Origin of the sequence: Paraburkholderia sp. MM5477-R1 (genome assembly GCF_050436385.1) — a bacterium.
Taxonomy (GTDB): domain Bacteria; phylum Pseudomonadota; class Gammaproteobacteria; order Burkholderiales; family Burkholderiaceae; genus Paraburkholderia; species Paraburkholderia tuberum.
The window spans coordinates 323,546-343,571 of sequence record NZ_JBNDMC010000006.1 but is presented as its reverse complement, the minus strand read 5'-3'; the positions used below and the strand labels follow the sequence as shown (position 1 = coordinate 343,571).

The window sequence follows — 20,026 nt, the reverse complement described above, 5'->3', positions numbered from 1 at the left end:
GCAAGCCGTACGCATGCGCTCAGTGCGTATCAAAAGCGCGTATCAAAAGCGGTAGTTGAACGTCGCGAGCAGCGTGCGGCCGATGCCCGGCACCGGACGTCCGCCGTCCGACGGAATCAACGCGTCGTAGTAGTACTTGTTGGTGAGGTTCAGCAGGTTCAGACGCACGTCGTACTTCTTCGCGTGATAGGCCGCGGTCGCGTCCCAGCGCGTGTAGCCCGGCACCTTCACGTAGTTCGTATTCGACGCATAACGTGGCGACATGTAGATCGGACCGCCGCCGATTTCCCAGTGCGGCGTGATCGCATACGTGGTCCAGAACGTCAGCGTGTTGCGCGGCGTGTTGGCCGGCGTGTGACCCTGCGTGCCGTCGGCCGCTTTCAGGATCGTCGCGTCCATGTACGTGTAGCCGCCGAAAATCTGCCACTTGTCGGTGATGTGCCCCGTCACGCCCGCCTGGAAGCCGTCGACGCGAATGTTGCCGGCCAGTTGGTACTCGGTCGGTGACACCTGCGTGCGCGCGTTGTCCTTTTCCTCGCGGAAGATCGCCGAGGTCACCGACATGTTGCCGCCGAACAGATCCCACTTGCCGCCGATTTCATACGACTTCGTCGATTCCGGCGCGAGGTTCTGAGTGAGGTTCGTGACCGTCAGGTTTTCGAGCGACGGGTTGAACGACGTGCCGTACGACACGTAGTACGACTGCCAGTCGGTCGGCTGATAGATGACGCCGGCGCGCACGCTCGTGAAGTAGTTGGTCTGGCTCGCGTAAGCCGGCGCGCTAATCGTATTGCGGATTCCCGCCGAGAAACGATCCCAGCGCACACCGCCGATCAGCTTCCAGTGCGGCGTCAGCGTAATCGTGTCGTTCAGGTAAGCGGCAATTTCGTTCGCGCTCGAATCGGCGTAGTTGCCGACCGTCGTCGTCACGTTCGACGGCGTGCCCATGATCGGCGGATTGAGCATCGGCACGATCGGCAGGTTGTTGCGCGTGTACGCCTGGTTCGTATAGCTGTCGTGGCCCACTTCGACACCGACGATCAGGTCGTGCCTGATCGGTCCGGTGTCGAATTTGTATTCGAGCATCGTGTCGTTGTAGATCGCATGATTCTGGATCACGCGGTCATGACTCTGCAGCTTGATGAACAGCTGCGATGGCGACAGCGTCGTGAAGTTGCCGTTGGTCAACGCTGTGCTGGACGACAGCGGTCCGGTCAGCACCGCTTGCGGCGCGGTTTCGCGCGCGTCGGTCATGGAGTGCGAGATCTGCGTCTGGTTCGTCAGCGTCAGGGCGTCGGAGAACTTGTGCTTGATCGCCGCGGTGAAGATCTGCACGTCCTGGATCGTGCGGTCGCTGGTCAAACCGTAGAACGTGTTCTTCGGTACCGGCGACGGGCGGCCGTTCAGCGCCTGGATGCCGTAGTCGGGCATGTCGTGGTTGTGCTGGATCAGCGCGGACAGCGTGATCTCGGTCGGCGTGCCGATGCCGAAGCGCAGTTCCGGCGCGACGCCGAAGTCCTTGTTCTTCATCACGTCGCGCGTCGAGCCGAGGCTTTGGCCGAATGCATTGAGGCGGATCGCCGAGGTGTCGGTGAGCTTGTGGTTCACGTCGACGGTGGAGCGGTACCGGTCGTCGGTGCCGATCATGCCGGAGACTTCCGCCGAGTCCGTCAGGTTCGCCTTCTTGCTGACCTGGTTGATCACGCCGCCGGTCGAGCCGCGGCCGAACAGCATCGACGACGGACCGTACAGCACCTCGAGCGACTCGAGGTCGAACGTGTCGCGGTAGTACTGGTTGCGGTCCCGAAAGCCGTCCAGATAGATGTCGTTCTGCGCGGTGAAACCGCGCAGGTTGATGTTGTTGCCGATCTGGCCGCCTTCGGCCGCGCCGATCGTCACGCCGGGCGCGTTGCGCAGCGCGTCCGCAAACGACGTCGCGCCCTGCGAGGCGAGCAGGTCGCGATTGATCACGGTGACGGTCTGCGGAATGTCGCGCAGCGCGGTCGGCGTCTTGGCGCCGACGGTCGCACGGTCGGCCTGGAAGTCCTGCTGAACGGCCTGAGCCTGCACGCCGATGGTCGGCAGCGTCGGCGCGGCGGCGGGTGTGTCGTTCTGTGCATTGGTTTGTACGTTCTGCGGCGCGCTTTGCGCGAGCGCCGGGGTCGTCAAAGGAATGGCAAAAGCGAGCGCTAGCGCTGTCGCGAGCGGCGTGTGATTGAGCATGGAAATCCCGTCAGAAATGCGTTTGTCAAATTCGCATCACTGACGTCGAATTCATGACAAAGCCGCAAATGGCTGGCTGCCGCTCTCCGTAGTGTGAGATGGAGATGACGGGATGGCTGGCTAGGTTTAAATGAGAATCGATATCATTTCACATCTACTGGAAGTCAGCAATCCCGGCGTGCGTCAGGCACATCGAATCGCGACTCGGTTTATCCTTTTTACAACAATGTAGTTTCATCGCTTCGGCAGCGCTTTCCTTCCCTCTGGAGTCGACTTTATGCAATATCGCCAATTCGGCCGCACCGGCCTGACCGTTTCTCGCCTGTGTCTCGGCACCATGACCTTCGGGCTGCAAACCGAAGAAGCCGCATCGCACCGCATCCTCGACACGGCCGCGGACGCCGGTGTCAATTTCATCGATACCGCGAACGTCTATCCGCTCGGCGGCGACGAAAATCTGGCCGGACGCACCGAGGAAATCGTCGGACGCTGGCTGAAGGGCAAACGCGAGCGCTTCATCGTCGCGACCAAGGCGGTCGGCAAGATGGGGCCCGCCGCGTGGGACCAGGGCGCGTCGCGCAAGCACCTGCTCGATGCGATCGACGCGTCCTTGCAGCGCCTCGGCACCGACTACGTCGACCTGTACCAGCTCCATTCCGACGACGCGAAGACCCCGCTCGACGAGACGCTCGAAGCGCTCGATGCGATCGTGCGCTCGGGCAAGGCGCGCTATATCGGCGTGTCGAACTTTCTCGCCTACCGGCTCGCGCGCGCACTGGGGCGCGCGGACGTGCTCCGCGTCGCGCGCTTCGTGTCGGTCCAGCCGCGCTACAACCTGCTGTTTCGCCAGATCGAGCGCGAGCTGCTGCCGCTGGCCGCCGAGGAACAACTGGCCGTGATGCCGTATAACCCGCTCGCGGGCGGACTGCTGAGCGGCAAGCACCGGCTCGACGCGACGCCCGCCGAAGGGCGCTTCACCGAAAGCGTCGGCAAGGCTGGCGCGATGTATCAGGAGCGCTACTGGCATGAGCGCGAGTTCGACACGATCGAAAGGCTGAAGGCGATCGTCGCGCCGACCGGCGAATCGCTGGCGAAGGTCTCGCTTGCGTGGGTGCTCGCGAATCCGCTGATTACGTCGGCGATCATTGGTGCGAGCCGCGCGGAGCAGTTGAGCGATACGCTCGCGGCGGCCGGGCTCACGCTCGACGCCGCGATCAAGACCCAGCTCGATGAAGCGAGCGTGCAGTATCGCTGGGGGGACGCGGCGCGCTAGGCGCCCGCCGGCAGATCAGGCGCGGCCCGGCGTTCGGCCGCGCGTCTTCATCGTCCGTAGCGCAGCACGGTGCTCGTCGCGGCGAGCACGTGATCCTTGATCGCGGCGTGGAACGCGTCGCGCGTCAAGCCGGCCGGCAATGCGTCGGGCGGCAGATCGAGCGCATAGACCTGCGCCACGTAGTGATGCGGTACCTCGCCGACGGGCGGACACGGGCCGTAATAGCCGGGGCCGCCGGTGCGATTCGTGCCGGCGACGCTGCCCGCCGGCGCGGCTTCGCCTTCGGCGAGTCCAGTCGTGGTAGGCGCGATGCCATAGACGATCCAGTGCACGAGGCCGAGGCCTTTCGCGCCGTCGGGATCGAAGATCGTCACCGCGAAACTTTTCGTGCCGGCCGGCGCGTTATGCCATTGCAGCGCCGGCGACACGTTGCCGCCGCCGCAATTGTTCGCGCTCGCCGCGTGGCTTGCGTTGAGCGTGCCGCCATCGGCCAGTCCCGGCGACGACACCGCGAAGGCCTGTGCCGCATACGCATGCGCGCACGCGTAAGCGAGCAGCGCGCACGCGCCGACGGAGAGGAGGCGCCGCGCGAGGGTCAGGTGGATGCGAGTCATTGGGAGTCTCCGGGGTTGGACGTGCCGTTGAGAGCTTTGCAGTTCAGAGAGCAACTATAACGAGAATGTTGTTTTGAGATGGAAGAGGCGGCATATTGCGCATGGGGCTACGCGAATCAAACAATATGGCCAAAGGATTCTGGCAACAACACCACTGGTATTAAAACGATGCGTCTTTCGTCCTGGCTTATTGCCACATTGATGTTCGGCGCAGGATCCGGTTTGGCCCTTGCGGAATCGGTTCTCAGGTTTGAGGATTGTCCCGCCACTGTCGAGTCCAGGCACGCTGCGATGCCACGCATGATATTCACGGACGCGACGGCACGTCATTACCGCAGCATTCTTCGTGAAGCCGCAAAGGAGCCGATTAACTTCGCGGGCCACTACGTTCTCGCTACGTGGGGATGCGGTGCTGGCTGCGTGATGGCGGCGGCAATCGATACGAACTCGGGCCGCGTCACTTCGCTGCCGTTCACGGTTTCCGATTGGCCGCTGGACATCACGGATCCGCTTGCCTATCGCGCAGACAGTTGCCTGCTGATCGCTCACGGTAGCCGCAATGAAAACGCCGAGCACGGAACCTACTACTACGCGTTCGACGGCAAAACATTTACCTTGCGCGCGAGTACGACAAACGTCGGGCGTTAGACAAACCGCGGAAGCAGTGAACGAGACCGTCACCCCGTGATGGACAACTGGATTGCGCGAAAACAACTGTTACGACCACTGCTATTTCAACGAACCTGAGGCGAAGTATCGCACTGACCGCGCGAACTTCTGGAGTTTACCGTGAAGAAGGTCGGGGTTGGCATCCTAACTGGTTTTGCCCTCATCTTCGGCATGTCTGCTTGCTATGCAAAAGGCGATCAACGTGCGACTCCACAAGCTGGAGCACGTACTTACGCACAGAATTACAAAGACATGGTTCTGGCTACTTGTATAGCGAACGCCTACAGGAACGACAAAGATGCTGCTATGGATGCGGGAAGCAGCGTCAGTGCATTGCGAGACTGGACTTACTTTGACTTGGAGAAGGCTCCAGACGCGATCAAAACCTTGGTGGACAATTATTTGGCGCGAAATTATCAAAACCCGCTGGTTGAATCGGAAACCGAAGGTGTCCGTTTCGATTTCCTGAAGTGTCTGGACCTGTATCACAGTAAGGAATTAGACGCACAGGTCAAGCGTTTGGTCATTAACCCCAGGCGCACTTACAGGCAAGATAATCCGTTGCCAGCAAAGCCGAAGTAGTTATGAGCACGTCCAGCGTCGAAGCGCTGACCAGTGCTCGGGCACGGATCGCCTTGGCAATCGTTAAGGAGTTGATATGAACCCTTGGACGTGGAGCCGCGGCACCGGATACGTGATGGCAGCGGCAATCCACCGCCTCACTTCGGCTTGAACCGCCCCGTCTTCTGCGTCGCCTCCGGATACTGTCGCGTCTCGCGCACCGACAGCGGATGCCACAATTTCGCGCCGCCCTCGATCCCCGCGTCGTTCGATACGGTCGCCACGTTCGCCGGCAGCGAAAACTTGATGCGCGCCGCGTTGCCGCCGCCGATCCACAGCTTGTCGTAATTGACCAGTGACTCGAGAATGCCGATCACCTTCTCGACACGCCGGCTCCAACGCTTGTTGCCGATCTGCTCGCGCGCGGCCTCGCCGATGTATTCGTCGTACGCCACGCCCTTCTTGCTGACCGGATGATGCGCGAGCTCCAGATGCGGCATCAGTTCGCCATCGCGAAACATCGCGGTGCCGGCGCCGGTGCCGAGCGTCAGCACGAATTCGAGGCCGTGGCCTTCGATCGCCGCGAAGCCTTGCATTTCGGCGTCGTTGATCATCCGCACCGGCAGTCCGCCCAGGCGCTGCGCGAGCGAATCCGCAAGCGCAATGTCGTGCCATCCTTCGATGCCGAAGTGCGGCGCGGTCAGAATGCGGTTGTTGCGCACGACACCCGGAAACCCGATCGAGATACGGACGGGCCGCACCTGCTCGATGAGCGGAGCCACGAGTTGCGCGAGCGCGTCCACCAGTTGATCCGGCGTGCACGGATGCGGCGTCGCAACGCGCACGCGTTCGGTTTTCATCTGCCCGTCGGCGTCGATGATCGCGGCCTTCAGGCCGGTGCCGCCGACATCGATCGCGAGGATGTGCTCGCTGCCGCTTGTCGGCGCATTCCGTTTCACTGCGTTCTTCTTGCGTGTTGCCACGATGTCTCCCGATTGTGTTGAGGCGGTTGTGATGCGGGTCTGCGGGTTGGTTCAAAGGTGCCGCTACGACTTGCCACCGGGCGCTTTCTGCTGCAACGGGCGCCACGCGTGGCCAGCGCGCGCGAGCAGCGCGTCGGCTTCGGCCGGCCCGTCGCTGCCGGCCGCATAGCCACGCACGGCAACCGCGCCGCCACTCCTCGGATGCAGCACGTCGTCGACCGCGCACCAGCTCGTCTCGATGCTGTCGGCGCGCTGAAACAACGTCGCGTCGCCAAACATGCAGTCGTACAGCAGCGTCTCGTAGCCGACGTTCGCGCTTTCCGCAAAGAAGTCGCCATAGTTGAACGACGACTGTACCGGACCGACCTGCATCACCGGCCCCGGCACCTTCACATTGAAATCGAAGCTCGAGCCGTGCTCGGGATCGATGCGAATGGTCAGCACGTTCGGCGTCAATGCGTTGACCGGCGTATCGCGGAACAGGCGGAACGGCACCGGCTTCAACTGCACCGAAACCTCGGTGCGGCGCACCGTGAGCCGCTTGCCGGTACGCAGATAGAACGGCACGCCGGCCCAGCGCCAGTTCTCGACGAACACGCGCGCCGCCGCGTAGGTTTCCGTCGTGCTGCCGGGCGCGACGTCGGGCTCCTCGCGATAGCCCACGCCGGCTGGCCCTTTTTCGTACTGGCCGAAGACGACGTCGGCGGACGTCAGCGGCTGGATTGCGTCGAACAGCTCGGCCTTCTTGTTTCGCACGGCTTCGGCCTCGAACGAATTCGGCGGCTCCATCGCGACGATGCCGAGCAGCTGGAACAGGTGGTTCGGCACCATGTCGCGAAACGCGCCGGTCTGCTCGTAGAACCTGCCGCGCCCCTCGACGCCGATCGTTTCCGCCGCCGTGATCTGCACGCAATCGATGTACTCGCGCCGCCAGATCGGCTCGAACATCGCATTCGCGAAGCGCACCGCGAGGATGCTCTGCACGGTGTCCTTGCCGAGAAAATGATCGATGCGGTACACCTGCGACTCCCGCGCATACGACAGGATGTGCGCGTTCAGATCGCGCGCCGACGCGAGATCGGTGCCGAACGGCTTCTCGATCACGAGACGCCGAAAGCCGCCGTTCGCGCCGTCGCCTTCCTTCAGCAGGCCGGCTTTGCCGAGCCGGTCGGTGATCGGTTTGAAAAAACGCGCGCCGACCGCGAGGTAGAAGATCGCGTTACCGCCTTTCGACTGATCGAGCTTCTGCTTCAGCTTCGCGAACGTATCGTCGGATTCGAACTCGCCCGCCATGTATTCGAGGCGCTGCGCGACCCAGTTCCACGCGTTGTCGTCGAGCTTGCCGGCGTGAAAGGTGCTGGCCTTGTCGGCGGCGAACTTCTGCAGCGAGGTATGCAGTTCTTCGCACCATTCGCGCGTTTCGCGCTCGCCGTGATTGACGCCGATGATCTTCATGCTGTCGTCGAGCAGGCCATCGACCGCGAGGTTGTAGAGCGCCGGCATCAACAGACGTTTGGTCAGATCGCCGCCCGCGCCGAAGATCACGAGCGTGCATGGCGGCGCGGACTTCTTGCCGGCCGGCGACGACAGGGCGTCGTATCGGTCCGCGCTGAGCTTGCAGCTCAGCGCGGGCGTTGCGTTGGGTTGATCGGGAGAAGCGGAAGGGTTCGGTGTGCTCGACATGGGATTCACTTGGACCTCGGTAAGCCGATAGAACGAACGCGGCGATACATGAAAGACCACGGGCGCTGCCGCACAGTTCAATTGCGTTCGCGCGTGAGCGCGCGGCGTGCTTATTTCGTCGTCGTGGCCGCGAGCGACGGTACCGGTTCTTTCGCCACCGCCGGCGTTACCGCGGACGCAGAAGCCGCCGGCACCGGAATCGGCGCGGGCGCCGGCGCCGGTTCCCCCGCCAGCGGCACGTTGCCCGATGCCGCCATGGCGCGCGGCTGCAACAGCAACGCGACGAGCCCGGTCCAGCCGGTCTGATGCGAAGCCCCGACGCCACGACCGTTATCGCCATGAAAATACTCATGGAACAGGATCAGATCCTGCGAACGCGGGTCCGCCTGCAGCAGCGGATACGCGCCCATCACCGGCCGCTCGCCGTTTTTGTCCTTCAGGAATAGCGTGGTCGCGCGGCGCGCGAGTTCGTCGGCGATTTCGCTCAACGAGAACTTCTGGCCCGACCCAGTCGGATACTCGACGCGGAAATCATCGCCGTAATAGCGATGAAACTCGTACAGCGATTCGATCAGCAGATAGTTGACCGGCATCCACACCGGCCCGCGCCAGTTCGAATTGCCGCCGAACACACGGGTATCGGATTCGGCCGGCAGATACTTCACGCAGAAGCTGTTGCCGTTGTGCTGGTACACGAACGGATGATCGCGATGGCAACGCGACAACGCCCGCACGCCGTGATCGGAAAGAAATTCACTTTCGTCGAGGGCGCGCCGTAACAACGCCTTCATCCGATGCCCGCGCAGCAGCGACAGCAAAAGCGCGTTGCCCTTGCCGGGCTCGTTCCAGCGCGACACCAGCTTCGCGAGATCGGGCCGATGCTCGAGAAACCACACGAGGCGCTCGCGCAAGCCCGGCAAGCCGCCATGCAAACGCTCCTCGAGCACGTGCACGGCGAACAGCGGTATCAGTCCGACGATCGAGCGAACGCGCATCGGCATGCTGCTGCCGTCGGGCAGGCGCAGCTTGTCGTAGAAGAATTCGTCCTCGCTATCCCACAGGCCCGTTTCGCAGCCGTCGTCGCAACTGACCGCTTCCGCGATGTACAGGAAGTGCTCGAAGAACTTCACACCAATATCGACGAACACATGGTTCGCGTAGGCGAGTTCGAGCGCGATACGCATCAGGTCGAGCGCATACGCGGCCATCCACGCGGTGCCGTCGGCCTGGTCGATGTGGCCGCCGGTGGGCAGCGGCGAAGAGCGGTCGAAGATGCCGACGTTGTCGAGCCCGAGAAAACCGCCCTGAAAAATATTGTGGCCGTCGGCGTCCTTGCGATTCACCCACCACGAGAAATTCAGCAGCAGCTTGTGAAACATGAGCTCCAGAAAATCGCGGTCCGCCTTGCCGGTCAGCGCGCGGTCGATCTCGTACACGCGCCACGCGGCCCATGCATGGACCGGCGGGTTCGCGTCGCTCAACGCCCATTCGTAAGCGGGCAACTGGCCGTTCGGGTGCTGATAGCGGTCCTTCACGAGCAGCAGCAACTGCTTCTTGGCGAACGCCGGATCGATCAGCGCGAACGCGGCCGCGTGAAACGCGAGGTCCCACGACGCGTACCACGGGTACTCCCACTTGTCCGGCATCGACACGATGTCCGCGTTGCACAGATGCCGCCAGTCGGTGTTGCGGCCGTGCCTGCGCGCGGCGGGCGGGCTCGGTTGCAGCGGATCGCCGTCGAGCCAGCGCTGCACGTCGTACTGGTAGTACTGCTTCGACCACAGCATGCCGGCGAGTGCCTGACGTTGCACGAGACGCGCATCGGGGTCGGTGATCTCGTGTTGCAACGCGCCATAGAATTCGTCGGCTTCGGCGCGGCGGCGCGCGATCAACGCGTCGGCATCGAATGGCGCTTCATCGGTCGCAGATTGCGGGTGCCAGCGCAGATACACGACCGCGCGTCCGTGCGGCCCGAACTCGAGCGCCGCATGCGCGGCGGCCCGGGTGCCCGCGTCGTGACGGATCGCGTTCGCGTCGCCGTGCACGAGGTAGTCGTTGAAGCCGTCCTTGAACGGGCCCGCGCCGTCCATGCCGAACAGCCGCTTCACGTTGGTGTCGTTCTCGCAGAACAGCCACGCGAGTTGCGGCGCGTCCTTCGACCACGCGGTCACGACGATCGGTTCGTGCACATGGTGATGGCCAAGCAGACGTACCGCGCCGTCATGACCGGTACCGGCGACGAGCTTCGGCTTGTCCTTGTTCTCTTTCCACGACCACGAGTTGCGCGCCCAGATCTGCGGCAGCACATCGAGCGACGCCGCTTCGTCCGCGCGATTTTCGATCGTCACACGCATCACGATGTCGTCGGGCGTGTGCTTCGCGTATTCGATCTGGACGTCGAAATAGCGCTGATCGTCGAACACGCCGGTATCGAGTACTTCGTACTCTGGCATATCGCCGCCGCGGCGCGCGTTTTCGTCGATCAGGTCCTGGTAGGGATAGGCCGCGTGCGGGTACTTGTACAGCATGCGCATGTAGGAATGCGTGGGCGTGCCGTCGAGATAGAAGTACAACTCCTTGACGTCCTCGCCGTGATTGCCCTGCGAGTTGGTCAGGCCGAACAGGCGCTCCTTGATGATCGGGTCCTTGCGGTTCCACAGCGCGAGCGACACGCACCAGCTGAGCCGGTCGTCGCCGAAGCCGGCGATGCCGTCTTCGCCCCAGCGGTAGGCGCGGCTGCGCGCATGGTCGTGCGGAAACGAGTCCCAGGCGGTGCCGTTCGCGCTGTAGTCCTCGCGCACCGTGCCCCACTGGCGCTCGCTCAGATACGGCCCCCAGCGCTGCCAGTGGCCGCATTCGGGCGAATGCAGTCGGGAACCTTCGATCGTGGCGAGCAGATTGGCAGCGCGCAGCGGTGGCATGAAAACGTCCTTGCAACAGGCCTGGCGGTGGGACCCACATCGTAGCGCGGTTTACGCGCCGTTGTGCTCGAACCGGGCAAGCAGACTTTCGACGCGCAGCAATTCGCCTAGCGACCAGGCCTGGAACGGCGTGCCGGCGGGCGCGTGCGGCGCGTCGCCGGCGGCGATCTCGGACAGGTGATCGAGGCCCGCGCGATCGAGATGCGCGTACAGCGGGGCGAGAAAGCGCGCCCTCGCCTGCGCGAGATTATCGGCACTCGCGCCATTCACTCGCAGCCACGCTTCGACGAACGGGCCGATCAGCCACAACCACGCGGTGCCCTGATGATAGGCGCCGTCGCGTTCGCGCGGCGCGCCGCCGTAGCGGCCGCGATAGGCGGGATCGGACGGCGCGAGCGTGCGCAGGCCGAGCGGCGTCAGCAATTGCGCTTCGACCTGACCCACCACCGCGCGCGCCGCCGCGCCTTCGAGCAGCGGAAACGGCAGGCCACCGATCGCGAAGATCTGATTCGGCCGGATCGAGCGGTCGACCGTGCCCGGCACATGATCGACGTCGACGTTATCGAACAGCGCCTGGGTGGCCGGATCGACGAAGCGCCGGCGAAACGCGAGCGTCGCGCGCTCGGCAGCTTGCCGCCACTGCGGGTTCCATGCTGACGCGATCCGCAGCGCGTTGATCCACAGCGCCTGCACTTCGACCGGCTTGCCGATGCGCGGTGTGACGACCCAGTCGCCGACTTTCGCATCCATCCACGTCAGTTGCACGCCGGGGATGCCGGCGCGCAGCAGGCCGTCGTCCGCGCACACGCCGATGTTGAAGCGCGTGCCGTTCGTGTAGCCGGTCAGGATCGTTTCGGCGGCCTGCTGCAGATGCGCGCGCGTTTGCGCGCCCGCATGCGGCGTCGCCAGATAGTCGTGAACCGCGACGATGAACCATAGCGACGCGTCGACCGAGTTGTATTCGGGCGCGTCGCCGTAGTCGGGGAAGCGGTTCGGCAGCATGCCTTCGGACAGCAAGCCCGACCATTCGAGCAGGATCGCTTCGGCGTCGTCGGGACGGTTCGACTCGATCAGCAGGCCGCGCATCGCGATGAACGTGTCGCGGCCCCAGTCGGTGAACCACGGAAAGCCCGCGAGGATCGTGCGGCCTTCGTTGCGCGCGACGACGTAGGCGTCGGCCGAACGTTGCAGGCGCGAGCCGAGTGCGGCGCGGCGTTGTTGTTCGGTGTGGGCGAGTTGGGCGGCGTGGTCGGTGGTTTGGGCTTTGTCGTTCGCGCATTCGGTGGCGGACGTGCTCGACGCGCTCAGAATCATCACCGCGTCGCCCTCCGCGAGATCGAAGCTGAACACGCCGGGCGTCGCGAGATCTTCGCTGCAATCGAGACCGCGCTCCTGCTCGCGCACGTAGCAGAAGTTGCGATACCAGTCGGGCGCATGCGTATAGGCACCGTTCGTCGCCGCTCGCACGACCGGCAGTCCACCATACGGTTGCCAGCTCGCGCACGATTGATCGGCGCTGACTTGCGCGCCGAAGTTGAAGGCCGGATTCTCGTGATGCAGCGCATGATAGTCACGGCCCGACAGCAGCGGTCTGATCTTCAGCACGGGCGCATCGAGTTCGCCGCCTTCGAGCCGCCAGCGCAATACCGTTTCGCACGTCGCTTTGCTGACGAACACGTCGGCGATCATCGCCGCGTGCGCACCGAGTTGAATGCGCCATGTCGGCCACGGCGCGGTGTCGAAGCTGGCAAGGCGGCCGCGCAGATCCGGATAGATCACGTCAGGCTCATAGCGCTGCATGGTCAACGCGAAGCGCTCGCCGCCCGCTTCGACCCACGCCTCGATGCCGTTGACGAGCACCATGCGCCCGCCCGGCGCGCGCGTCGCGGCCAGCAGCAGCGCATGGTAGCGGCGCGTGCGCAACATGCCGAGCGTGCCCGAAGCAAAGCCGCCGAAGCCGTCGGCTTCGAGCCATTCGTCTTCGAGTTGCGAGATGTCGATGGGTGAATCGATGCGAGTCATTGAATCGTGCCCATGCGCGAACGATAAAGCAGCAAACATAGCGCAGATGGCAGCGCCATGAACATTGACCTTCCCGATACTTTCCATTTTCTTTCGATCAACCGACGATTTATCGAAAGTTATGCCGGGCGCAAACGTTTCACAATTATTTCTTGAAAGGAATGGAGACTGCACCCGCTTTCATCGAACCGGATGCAGACATGAGAAAAATCAGTTGCATCGCGAGCGCCGCATTGCTGGCGCTTGCCACGATAGCGTTGAACGGTTGCGGCGCGGACGACTCCTCTTCCACGAGCAACGCGACGACCACGAGCCTTGCGCCGAACGACGCGGCGCAACGACCCGCAATGGCGGCAGCGGCAGTGGCGACTCCCAACGCCTCAGCGCCATTCGCGAACAACACGGCGAACGACACGGCGAGCAACGCGGCAAGTGGCGCAGCCGCCACCGACGCGATCACGCAAAACATGCAGGCCAGTCTGGCGGCCGACAGCCAGCAGGTCGCGCCGGTCATGCGCTACGCGCCCGGCGACAGCGCGAACAACTAGTTCGCAACTGATCAGCAAGAGCAACGCGTAACCGACCACGAAACACCCCCAGGCACGCTCACGCGCGCTATTCTTCCCCTACGCAGAAGGTGATATTCGATGACATCAACTAGCCGTCGCCGTTTCCTGCAAACCGTGGCTTCATCCGCGGGCGCCGCCGCCGCGATGACCGCATTGCCCGAGTCGATCCGCAACGCGCTCGCCGTGCCCGCGTTTTCGCGCACGGGCACGATTCGCGATGTCGAGCACATCGTCGTGTTCATGCAGGAGAACCGCTCGTTCGACCACTACTTCGGCCACCTGCGCGGCGTGCGCGGCTACAACGACCGCTTCCCGATTCCGCTGCCGAGCGGCCTGCCGGTGTGGAATCAGCCGTCGAAGGAAGACCCGACCAAGCCGGTGCTGCCGTTCCATCTGGACACCGCGACGACGAGCGCGCAATGCGTCGGCGATCTCGATCACTCGTGGTACAAGACCCAGTACGCGATCGACGGCGGCCGCTACGACCAGTGGCCCGCCAACAAGACCGACATGACGATGGGCTACCACCTGCGTAGCGACATCCCGTTCCACTACGCGCTCGCCGACGCCTTCACGATCTGCGATGCGTACTTCTGCTCGTTGCCGGGACCGACGCACCCGAACCGCGCGTATCTGATGACCGGCATGGTCGACCCGACCGGCACGATGGGCGGCCCGCTGCTCGACAACAACGACTGGGTCGACGGCGACGGTCCGCCGAACTATCAGTTGCTGTCGTGGACCACGTATCCGGAGCGTCTGCAGGCGGCGGGCATTTCGTGGCAGATCTATCAGCAGGGCACGTCGGGCGCCGATCCGCTGAACGGCAACTACGGCACCAACATCCTGCAGAACTTCACGAACTTCATCAACGCGCAGCCGGGTTCGCCGCTCTACGAGCGCGCGCAAACCGTGCGCACGATCGACGACCTGAAAGCCGACGTGCTCGCGAACCAGCTGCCGCAGGTGTCGTGGCTGTGCCCGCCGGCCGCGTACTCGGAGCATCCGAGCTACACGCCCGCGTACGGCGCCGAATACACCTCGCAGATTCTCGACGCGCTGACGTCGAACCCCGAGGTGTGGAGCAAGACCGTGCTCTTCATCATGTACGACGAGAACGACGGCTTCTTCGATCACCTCGTGCCGCCGCAACCGCCGACGACCTCCACCCAGGGCAAGTCGACGGTCACGACCGACGGCGAGATCCACAATGTCGTCAATCCGCTGCGCGGCGGCAGCTACACCGCCGACGGCTATCCGTACGGCCTCGGCCCGCGCGTGCCGATGACGATCGTGTCGCCGTGGACCAAGGGTGGCTTCGTGTGCTCGCAGGTGTTCGATCACACGTCGGTGATCCGCTTCATCGAAACGCGCTTCGGCGTGCATGAGCCGAACATCACGGCATGGCGTCGCGCGGTATGCGGCGACCTGACCACCGCATTCGACTTTCGCACGCCGGATGCGAAGATGCCGTCGCTGCCGGACACCAGCAACTACATCAGCATGGCCGACAACCAGTGCAAGACGCAACCGAAGCCGACCGTGCCGACGACGCCGACTCCGGTCGATGCGCAGGAAGCGGGCATCCGTTTCGCGCGCGCGTTGCCGTACGAACTGCATGTGAACGGCGCGGCGAACGCGGGCAACGACACGTTCGAAATCACGATCGGCAACACCGGCGACCAGGGCGCGCACTTCTACGTGTACGCGACGAATCGCACCGACGGTCCGTGGCGCTACACGGTCGAAGCGGGCAAGTCGCTCAGCGACACGTTCGACCTGAGCACGACGAACGGTGTGTATGCATTCGACGTATTCGGCCCGAACGGCTTCGTGCGCAAGTTCGCGGGCAACACCCAGGCGAGCACGCAAAGCACGCAGAATGGCCATGGCAACGGTCATGCCGACAACCAGCCGGCGCGGCCTGAAGTGACCGTGCAATACGACGTCGCGAATGGCAACGTGTTCCTGAAGTTCACCAACAGCGGCGGCGGCATCGCGCATCTGACGGTGATCGACAACGCGTACGGCGCGCGCCCGCGCACCGTGGTCGTGCCGGCCAATGCGCGTATCGACGAAGGCTGGGTGCTTGCGTCGAGCCATCACTGGTACGACCTGACGGTGACGAGCAGTGACGACGCGAGCTTCTCGCGCCGCTTTGCCGGTCACGTCGAGAACGGCCGGCCGAGTATCAGCGATCCGGCTGCGGTTGCGCCGGTGCTGAGCGCGAGTTGAGGCAGCAACCGCCAGCCCCGCTTACTTGCGGCCTGATTCGGCTTCCTGTCCCGCCTACGTGGCGGACAGGGTGCCGATGTTTTTTAAGGCTCGTATTGAAACGCGGTGCTTAGAGACCGACGTCCGGCAGCGCCGGACGCGTGGCGAGCGCCTTGGCGACGATGTCTTTGACTTCGGCGAGCGCGTCGCCTTGCAGCGCGAGGCGCGGCGGACGCGTGACGGCGCTGCCGCGGCCGAGCAGTTCCTCGCACAGCTTGATGCATTGCACGAGGTCGGGGCGCGCGTCGAGGTGCAACAGCGGCATGAACCAGCGGTACAGCGACAGCGCTTCATCGAAACGCTTCTGCGTGGCGAGGCGGAACAGCGTCTCGCCCTCCTTCGGGAGCGCGTTCGACATGCCCGACACCCACCCTTCTGCACCGACCGCGATGCTTTCGACGACGACGTCGTCGAGGCCGGCGAACAGCACGAAGCGGTCGCCCACCGCGTTGCGCAGATCGATGAAGCGTCGCGTATCGCCCGACGAATCCTTGAAGCAGACGATGTTCTCGCAGTCCTGCAGTGCGATCAGCACGTCCGGCGTGACGTCGTTCTTGTAGATGGGCGGGTTGTTGTAGATCATCACCGGCAGATCGGTGCTGGTCGCGACCGAGCGGAAATGCGCGGCAGTTTCGTGCGGCTTCGCGGAATAGACGAGCGCCGGCATGACCATCACGCCGTCGACGCCGACACGCGCGGCTTCACGCACCGTCTGCCGCGCGAACTCGGTCGTGAACTCGGCGACACCCGCGACGACCGGCACCTTGCCGCCAGCCGCGTCGCGCGCCGCCTCGATCACCTGCAGTTTTTCCGACGTGCTCAGCGAGGTGTTTTCGCCAACCGTGCCGCAGACCACCAGACCCGACACCCCGTCCTTGACGAGATTGCTGACCACGCGGTGCGTCGCGTCGATGTCGAGCGAAAAATCCGGCTTGAACTGGGTGCTGACGGCGGGAAACACCCCGCTCCATTGGATAGCCTTGCTCACTTTGTCCGTCTCCTTCAAAAAGCCGGCCGCGCCGACACACGTTGAGTATGACGACGAGTATCGGCCTTTATCCGGAGGCGGGCTTGGGCTTTTTCGTGGCTGAAAGAGATTAAATCCGCACAACAGGCGAGGCGCCGGATCGCCGGCAGGGCGGCGCCGGCTACTTCGCAGCAAGGCGGCTGAGGCGCACGTCAGCACCGTCGCGTGAGGCTTCGAGGCGGCCCCTGGATGCCGAGTCCGGCATAGCCGCTACGCGCTCAGGCGCCCAGCAACACGCCCGTTCGGATTGGCCGCGTGCCGGTCACGCGACCGAGCGGCGCACCGGCCGTCGCGAAACGGATCGCGCGCCGCATGTACAGCACCCCTTCGGTCTGGCTCTCGATCGTGGTCGTCTCGTCGGTCAGCGGGTCGACGATATCGAACAGCGGCTGGCCGACGCGGATCTTGTCGCCGATCTTCGCGCGGTGCACGAGAATCCCGCTCACCGGCGCATAGAACTGCTCGCTGCCCGCGAGCGGCGTCGCCGGTGACAGCAGCGGCGGCAACGGCTTGGCCTCGCCCCGAATCGCGCCGCGCCACACCAGATAGTCGACGAGCGCGTCGGCATCCTGCTGCGCGACTTCATACGACACGTCGCGCTGGCCGCGGCATTCGACCGTCACCGCGATCGAGCCGGTCGGCACCGGCTTGCTCGCCGGCATCTGCTGCTGCAACGTCCACCACAGCAGGCTGTGGGTTTCGTCGAACGCGCCGCCGCCCGAATCGGTCGCGAGCAACGACGCCTCTGCACCGAGATAGCGCGACAGCGGCTCGAACTCGGCCCAAGCGGCTTCGCTCGTGTACACATGCATCGCCGCTTCGAGCGAGCAATGCAGATCGATCACGACGTCCGCGTCGCACGACAACTTCAAGAGCGCCAGTTGCAGCGACTCGAATTCGGTCAGCGGCTTCTGTTGCGCGAGTTCGGCCGCGAGCAGCTCGCGCACGATGCGGCGGTTCTCGTTCGCGTCGGCGCCGAGCGCCTCTTTCGCATTCGCGACTAGCTTTGCGAACTGCACGAAATGCCGGTTGAAGTTCTTGCCACTGCCGAGATCGAAGCGGCCGATGAACTGCCCGAGCACGTATTGACTGAGCCCGACCGGATTCGACACCGGCACGAGCACGATTTGCGCGTTCAGCGCGCCGGCTTCCTCGAGCTCCCGCAGACGCCGCTTCAGCAGCACCGTGGTCAGCATCGCGGGCGTTTCGTCGGCATGCAGCGACGCCTGGATGTAGATCTTCTGCCCGCTATTGGCCGGGCCGAAATGAAACGACACCAGTTCGCGGTGCGTGCCGATGGCTGGCGACACAAGCGGAATCGATTGCCTGTTCATGAATGGAAAGCCGTGAAGATAATGTTGGAAATCTGCATCAATTGCCGTACGGATCGAAGTCGAAGTACTTCTTCGCGATCTGCGCATAGGTGCCGTCTTTGCGCATCGACGCGATCGCCGCGTTGATCGATGCCTGCACCGCGGTTTCGTCCTTGCGCAAGCCGATGCCGACGCCGCGATCTCCCATCGAAAGCGGCTCGCCGACAAACGCGAAGCCCTTGCCCGCGGGCGTGCGCAGGAAGCCGTAATCGGCCTCGACGGTGCCGAGCAACGCGCCGTCGAGCCGGCCGTTCTGCAGATCGGCGAACACCTCGTCCTGGCTCTTGTAGGCGACCACGTTCGCGCCGAGCGGCGTCCAGTTCTTCAGTGCGTAGCCCTCGAACTGCGTGCCCGACTGCACGCCGATCTGCTTGCCGGCAAGTCCGCTCGCCGTAGGCGCGAGCGACGAGCCTTGCCGCGCGATCAGCCGCGACTTGAACTGGAACAGCTTCGACGAAAACAGAATCTGCTGCTCGCGCTTCTCGGTGATCGCCATCGACGACAGCACCGCGTCGATCTTGCGCGCCTGCAGCGCCGGAATCATGCCCGAAAACTCGAGTTCGACCCACTGACAATGCGCGTGGATGCGCCGGCAAATCTCGTTGCCGAGATCGACGTCGAAGCCCTTCAGGCTGCCATCGGGCGCCTTCGAGTCCATCGGCGGATAGGTCGGATCGATGCCGAGGCGCAACGTGTTGGCGTCAGCGGCGAACGCGCCGCTGCTGAAAGCCAGCGCGGCGCAGAGAGTCATCAGTGGAGTTTTCATGGAAGGCGACGATGAGCGGATCAGGACAGCGTGATCGTAAGCCGCTGTGGCGCCTCAAAGAAGTCCCATTCGGACTATCATGATCACTTTTACCGATCAGCAAACCCTGTCGCCATGGCATTGACGATTTCCCAGCTGCGCGCGTTCACGGCGGTCGCCGAGCATGGCAGCATCCGCGCGGCGTCGCGCGCGCTCGGCATCGCGCAAAGCGGCATCACGCAGCAGTTGCAGAACCTCGAATCGATGCTCGGCGCGACGCTGTTCACGCGCACGAATCGCGGCATTGCGCTGACCGCGCTGGGCCAGCGGCTGCTGCAGCGGGCCGGCGCGATCCTCGGTGAATGCGAGCGTGCCGAGGAGGACGTGCGGCAACTGCGCGGCGACTATGTGGGCGAGGTCACGTTCGGCATGACGACAGAGCCGCTCGTCGACGCGTTCGCGCCCGTGTTGATGGAATTTCGTGCGCGCTTCGAGCGCGTCGCCGTGCATCTGCGCACGGGCACGTCGCGCATGATGATTTCGTGGATCCGCGAAGGCACGCTCGATTTCGCTGTCGCGCTCGTATCGAAGCAGACCGACACCGCCGATCTGTCGGTCACGCCGCTCTATCCGTCCGACCCGGTGATCGTGTGCCGGCGCGGTCATCCGAAGGCGCGCGCGAAGTCGCTCGCCGAACTCGTCGATTGCACGTGGGTGACGACGCGCTCGCCGAATCTGACCGAGGAGCCGCACGTCAACCGGTTGAGCCATCTGTTCGACAGCTACGGCTTGCCGCCGCCGAAGATCGTCGCGACCGTCGAGGGCTTGTACGAGACGCTGCACCTGGTAGCCGCGACTGATTGCCTGTCGCTCGAATCATCGATCATCGCGAAGCGCGGGCCGTTCGCGGACGTGCTGACGACGATCCCCGTGCGCGAGCGCACGTTGCAGCAGAACGTCTGTCTGCTGCAACGCGCCGCGATTCCGCTGACCCCAGCCGCGCAGGAGTTCGCGACGATGATGGCGTCGTACACGCGCGCGGTGCGGGCGCATTGAGTGTTGAGCATTGAGCATTGAGCGTTGAGTGTT

15 protein-coding genes are annotated in these 20,026 nt (G+C 64.0%); 6 read left to right on the top strand and 9 right to left on the bottom strand.

Annotation, left to right across the window (positions count from 1 at the left end; genetic code table 11):
- Nucleotides 1-42 precede the first annotated feature (42 nt).
- Nucleotides 43-2,223 carry a TonB-dependent receptor gene (locus OKW35_RS19900; RefSeq protein WP_429552936.1) on the bottom strand — a complete coding sequence of 727 codons (2,181 nt, stop codon included), beginning with the start codon at nucleotides 2,221-2,223 and terminating at the stop codon, nucleotides 43-45.
- 277 nt (nucleotides 2,224-2,500) lie between these two features.
- Here OKW35_RS19900 and OKW35_RS19895 point away from each other — a divergent pair, with 277 nt between their 5' ends.
- On the top strand, nucleotides 2,501-3,496 hold the full coding sequence (locus OKW35_RS19895) for an aldo/keto reductase (RefSeq protein WP_184057878.1): 996 nt from the start codon (nucleotides 2,501-2,503) through the stop codon (nucleotides 3,494-3,496).
- A gap of 47 nt (nucleotides 3,497-3,543) precedes the next feature.
- On the opposite strand, the gene OKW35_RS19890 is transcribed toward OKW35_RS19895, so the two are convergent.
- Nucleotides 3,544-4,110 carry a YbhB/YbcL family Raf kinase inhibitor-like protein gene (locus tag OKW35_RS19890; RefSeq protein ID WP_429352819.1) on the bottom strand — a complete coding sequence of 189 codons (567 nt, stop codon included), beginning with the start codon at nucleotides 4,108-4,110 and terminating at the stop codon, nucleotides 3,544-3,546.
- A gap of 78 nt (nucleotides 4,111-4,188) precedes the next feature.
- Between OKW35_RS19890 and OKW35_RS19885 the strand changes: the two genes are divergently transcribed.
- Both OKW35_RS19885 and OKW35_RS19880 read left to right on the top strand, forming a co-directional pair.
- Nucleotides 4,189-4,758 (top strand): hypothetical protein, encoded by a 570-nt coding sequence (locus OKW35_RS19885; RefSeq protein ID WP_429552935.1) that lies wholly within the window; start codon nucleotides 4,189-4,191, stop codon nucleotides 4,756-4,758.
- A 192-nt stretch (nucleotides 4,759-4,950) separates the two neighbouring features.
- Nucleotides 4,951-5,361: a type VI secretion system amidase immunity protein Tai4 gene (locus OKW35_RS19880; protein WP_429553813.1), complete on the top strand. Its 411-nt coding sequence runs from the start codon at nucleotides 4,951-4,953 to the stop codon at nucleotides 5,359-5,361.
- Nucleotides 5,362-5,498: 137 nt separating this feature from the next.
- Here OKW35_RS19880 and OKW35_RS19875 read toward each other — a convergent pair whose 3' ends face one another.
- The 4 genes from OKW35_RS19875 to OKW35_RS19860 form a co-directional block, all read right to left on the bottom strand.
- The gene (locus OKW35_RS19875) at nucleotides 5,499-6,323 is read right to left on the bottom strand and encodes an ROK family protein (RefSeq protein WP_429352817.1); all 825 of its coding nucleotides are present in this window, start codon (nucleotides 6,321-6,323) and stop codon (nucleotides 5,499-5,501) included.
- Between the two features lie 63 nt (nucleotides 6,324-6,386).
- Complete coding sequence (gene zwf, locus OKW35_RS19870) at nucleotides 6,387-8,006, bottom strand: glucose-6-phosphate dehydrogenase (RefSeq protein ID WP_429553812.1); 1,620 nt, start codon at nucleotides 8,004-8,006, stop codon at nucleotides 6,387-6,389.
- Between the two features lie 110 nt (nucleotides 8,007-8,116).
- Nucleotides 8,117-10,927, bottom strand: a complete 2,811-nt coding sequence (locus tag OKW35_RS19865; protein ID WP_429552934.1) for an MGH1-like glycoside hydrolase domain-containing protein — start codon at nucleotides 10,925-10,927, stop codon at nucleotides 8,117-8,119.
- A gap of 51 nt (nucleotides 10,928-10,978) precedes the next feature.
- A complete protein-coding gene (locus OKW35_RS19860; RefSeq protein ID WP_429552933.1) occupies nucleotides 10,979-12,949 on the bottom strand; it encodes an amylo-alpha-1,6-glucosidase in 1,971 nt (656 codons plus the stop codon).
- A 200-nt stretch (nucleotides 12,950-13,149) separates the two neighbouring features.
- Between OKW35_RS19860 and OKW35_RS19855 the strand changes: the two genes are divergently transcribed.
- Together OKW35_RS19855 and OKW35_RS19850 are read left to right on the top strand one after the other, a co-directional pair.
- Nucleotides 13,150-13,497, top strand: coding sequence for a hypothetical protein (locus tag OKW35_RS19855; RefSeq protein ID WP_429552932.1), 348 nt, complete (start codon nucleotides 13,150-13,152; stop codon nucleotides 13,495-13,497).
- Nucleotides 13,498-13,596: 99 nt separating this feature from the next.
- A complete protein-coding gene (locus OKW35_RS19850; RefSeq protein ID WP_429552931.1) occupies nucleotides 13,597-15,753 on the top strand; it encodes a phosphocholine-specific phospholipase C in 2,157 nt (718 codons plus the stop codon).
- 109 nt (nucleotides 15,754-15,862) lie between these two features.
- Here the strand turns inward: OKW35_RS19850 and OKW35_RS19845 are convergent, their stop codons facing one another.
- The 3 genes from OKW35_RS19845 to OKW35_RS19835 form a co-directional block, all read right to left on the bottom strand.
- On the bottom strand, nucleotides 15,863-16,780 hold the full coding sequence (locus tag OKW35_RS19845) for a dihydrodipicolinate synthase family protein (protein ID WP_184057862.1): 918 nt from the start codon (nucleotides 16,778-16,780) through the stop codon (nucleotides 15,863-15,865).
- Between the two features lie 257 nt (nucleotides 16,781-17,037).
- A complete protein-coding gene (locus tag OKW35_RS19840) occupies nucleotides 17,038-18,153 on the bottom strand; it encodes a succinylglutamate desuccinylase/aspartoacylase family protein (protein WP_429552930.1) in 1,116 nt (371 codons plus the stop codon).
- A gap of 37 nt (nucleotides 18,154-18,190) precedes the next feature.
- Entirely contained in the window at nucleotides 18,191-18,958 is a 768-nt protein-coding gene (locus OKW35_RS19835) for a transporter substrate-binding domain-containing protein (RefSeq protein WP_187616175.1), read from the bottom strand.
- A 114-nt stretch (nucleotides 18,959-19,072) separates the two neighbouring features.
- Between OKW35_RS19835 and OKW35_RS19830 the strand changes: the two genes are divergently transcribed.
- Complete coding sequence (locus OKW35_RS19830; protein ID WP_429552929.1) at nucleotides 19,073-19,993, top strand: LysR substrate-binding domain-containing protein; 921 nt, start codon at nucleotides 19,073-19,075, stop codon at nucleotides 19,991-19,993.
- Nucleotides 19,994-20,026: the final 33 nt, after the last annotated feature.